The sequence below is a fragment of the Mesorhizobium sp. M7A.F.Ca.CA.002.15.2.1 genome (assembly GCF_003998715.1).
GTDB classification, from domain to species: domain Bacteria; phylum Pseudomonadota; class Alphaproteobacteria; order Rhizobiales; family Rhizobiaceae; genus Mesorhizobium; species Mesorhizobium ciceri.
Genome location: NZ_RZPI01000659.1, coordinates 1 through 3038, shown reverse-complemented (window position 1 = coordinate 3038; position 3038 = coordinate 1). Strand labels below are relative to the sequence as shown.

5 protein-coding genes are annotated in these 3038 nt (G+C 64.1%); 4 read left to right on the top strand and 1 reads right to left on the bottom strand.

All coding sequences use genetic code 11. The features are described 5' to 3' along the window. From phnH to fosX, 3 genes are all read left to right on the top strand, one after another. Positions 1–425: phosphonate C-P lyase system protein PhnH (gene phnH, locus ENZ74_RS27075; RefSeq protein WP_127313116.1), on the top strand; the 425-nt coding region annotated here is incomplete at its 5' end. 1 nt (position 426) lies between these two features. Further along, positions 427–1539: a carbon-phosphorus lyase complex subunit PhnI gene (locus ENZ74_RS27070; protein WP_063169034.1), complete on the top strand. Its 1113-nt coding sequence runs from the start codon at positions 427–429 to the stop codon at positions 1537–1539. Further along, positions 1536–1955: a FosX/FosE/FosI family fosfomycin resistance hydrolase gene (gene fosX, locus ENZ74_RS27065; RefSeq protein WP_063169035.1), complete on the top strand. Its 420-nt coding sequence runs from the start codon at positions 1536–1538 to the stop codon at positions 1953–1955. The genes ENZ74_RS27070 and fosX overlap by 4 nt, the downstream gene beginning before the upstream one ends. 2 nt (positions 1956–1957) lie before the next feature. Here the strand turns inward: fosX and ENZ74_RS34520 are convergent, their stop codons facing one another. After that, on the bottom strand, positions 1958–2167 hold the full coding sequence (locus ENZ74_RS34520; protein ID WP_063169036.1) for a hypothetical protein: 210 nt from the start codon (positions 2165–2167) through the stop codon (positions 1958–1960). Positions 2168–2232: 65 nt separating this feature from the next. Here ENZ74_RS34520 and ENZ74_RS27055 point away from each other — a divergent pair. After that, the coding region (locus tag ENZ74_RS27055) for an alpha-D-ribose 1-methylphosphonate 5-phosphate C-P-lyase PhnJ (protein WP_127313115.1) at positions 2233–3038 on the top strand (806 nt) is incomplete at its 3' end.

The window sequence follows — 3038 nt, the reverse complement described above, 5'->3', positions numbered from 1 at the left end:
ATGACACGCCGCTCTGGCTCGACCCGGCTTTGCAGGCCTCCACCGCGATCAGATCGTGGCTTGGGTTCCATACCGGCGCGCCATTGGCCAACACACCGGCCGATGCGCATTTCGCCTTGGTCGCAGCACCTGCCGAGATGATGGCGCTCGATGGCTTTTCGCAGGGCACGCAGGATTATCCCGACCGCTCGACCACGCTGATCCTGCAGGTCAGCGATCTGGTCTCCGGCACGCCGCTATTGCTCGAAGGTCCCGGCATCGAAACCAGCGCCACGATCGCGCCGGCGCAGATGCCACGCCATTTCGTCGAGCAGTGGAAGCAGAATATCAAGCGCTTTCCGCGCGGCGTCGACATCATCCTCGCCACATCAGGCGGCATCGCCTGCCTACCGCGCACGACGCGCATCAAGACGATGGAGGCGTAAGATGTATGTCGCGGTAAAAGGTGGCGAAGCGGCAATCGCCAACGCCCACAGCCTGCTGGCCGACCGCCGGCGTGGCGACCGTTCGGTGCCCGCCCTTCGTCTCGACCAGATCGTCGAGCAGCTGGCGCTCGGCGTCGACCGGGTGATGAGCGAAGGCTCGCTCTATGATCGTGAACTGGCCGCGCTCGCCATCGTCCAGGCGCGCGGCGACATGATCGAGGCGATCTTCCTGGTGCGCGCCTACCGCACCACGCTGCCGCGCTTCGGCTACTCCAGGCCCATCGACACCGCCAACATGCTGGTCGAGCGGCGCGTCTCGGCGACCTACAAGGATCTGCCCGGCGGCCAGTTGCTCGGACCGACCTTCGACTACACCCACCGGCTGCTCGATCCCGAGCTTGCCGCCGGCGCCGATGTCGCCGAGCCCTTGCTGCGCGACACGGAAGCGCAAGCCATGCCGCGCGTCTCGGCGATCCTCGCCCGCGAAGGCTTGATCGAACCGGATGGCGACATGCCGCAGGATCATGTCCCCGGCGACATCACCCGCGAGCCGCTCGAATTCCCGATGGCGCGCGACATCCGCCTGCAGGCGCTGTCACGCGGCGATGAAGGGTTCCTGCTGGCGCTCGGCTATTCCACCCAGCGCGGCTATGCCCGCAACCACCCCTTCGTCGGCGAGATCCGCATCGGCGAAGTCGAGTTGGAGCTCGACGTGCCCGAACTGCCCTTCTCGGTGCCGCTCGGCACTGTCCGCGTCACCGAATGCCAGATGGTCAACCAGTTCAAAGGCTCGGCCAAGGCGCCGCCGCAATTCACCCGCGGCTACGGCCTGGTCTTCGGCCAGAGCGAACGCAAGGCGATGGCCGTGGCACTCTGCGACCGGGCGCTGCGCGCGAAGGAGCTCGGCGAGGATGTCGTCGCCGCGGCCCAGGACGAGGAGTTCGTCATCTCGCACTCCGACAATGTCCAGGCGACCGGCTTCGTCGAGCATCTGAAGCTGCCGCACTATGTCGATTTCCAGGCCGAACTCGATCTCGTGCGCCGCATGCGTGCCGAATATGACGCCCGCCAAAACCCCGTGAAGGTCGAAGAGAAGCGGGAGGCCGCGGAATGATCGAGGGCCTTTCCCACATGACCTTCATCGTCCGCGATCTCGAGCGGATGACCGAAATCCTCGAGGGCGTATTCGACGCACGCGAAGTCTATGTCAGCGACGCCAGGCAGTTCTCGCTGTCGCCCGAAAAATTCTTCCTGATCGGTGACATCTGGGTCGCCATCATGGAGGGCGAACCCTTGCCGGAGCGCAGCTACAACCACATCGCCTTCAAGATCGATGACGCCGATTTCGACCGCTATGCCGAGCGCATCGGCAGGCTCGGCCTCGACATGCGCCCGCCGCGCCCGCGCGTCGAGGGTGAAGGCCGCTCGATCTATTTCTACGACGAAGACAACCACATGTTCGAACTGCACACCGGCACGCTCAATGAGCGGCTGGCGCGCTATGCCAGGGGATCGGAGGCTGCGGAATGAATTTAGTGCCCGACGCCACCATGGCCGCCACCATCGTGGGAATGACCGCCATAGCCGTCATACCCGGAGTAATCACCATTGCCGACGCCCACGGACTCACCTTGAGAGCCTTCTTTGGGGCCGGGCAGAATCATGCGCCGAAGGAAGAAGAGAACGACGCCGGCGAACACCACCAACAGAATTCCGAGATGCATCCATCCGGTCGAGTTCATCTGAATTCGCCCCTGTATCCGCGTCCTGGACGCCAATTCGATAGCACAATGTGGATGTGATCGCCATGACCGACATCGCCACCTACAACTTCGCCTATCTCGACGAGCAGACCAAAAGGATGATCCGCCGGGCGATCCTCAAGGGCATCGCCATTCCCGGCTACCAGGTGCCGTTCGCTTCGCGCGAAATGCCGATGCCCTACGGCTGGGGCACCGGCGGCGTCCAGGTCACCGCTTCGATCATCGGCCCGGACGATGTGCTGAAGGTCATCGACCAGGGCGCCGACGACACCACCAATGCGGTGTCGATCCGCGCCTTCTTCAAGAAGGTCGCCAATGTCGCGGTGACGACCGACACTGCCAGCGCCACAATCATCCAGACCCGCCACCGCATTCCCGAGCATCCGCTGACGGCGGCCCAGGTGCTGGTCTACCAGGTGCCGATCCCCGAACCCCTGCGCTTCCTCGAACCGCGCGAGACCGAAACGCGCAAAATGCACGCGCTGGAGGAATATGGCCTCATGCACGTCAAGCTCTACGAGGACATCGCCAAGCACGGCCGCATCGCCACCACCTATGCCTATCCGGTCAAGGTCGAGGGCCGCTATGTGATGGACCCCTCGCCGACGCCGAAATTCGACAATCCCAAGATGCACCGCTCGCCGGCCCTGCAGCTGTTTGGCGCCGGCCGCGAAAAGCGCATCTACGCGGTGCCGCCTTTCACCGAAGTGGTCAGCCTCGACTTCGAGGATCATCCGTTCGAGGTCCAGACCTTCGACCAGCCCTGCGCGCTGTGCGCGGCCGAGAACGTCTATCTCGACGAAGTCATCCTCGACGACCATGGCGGCCACATGTTCGTCTGCTCCGACAC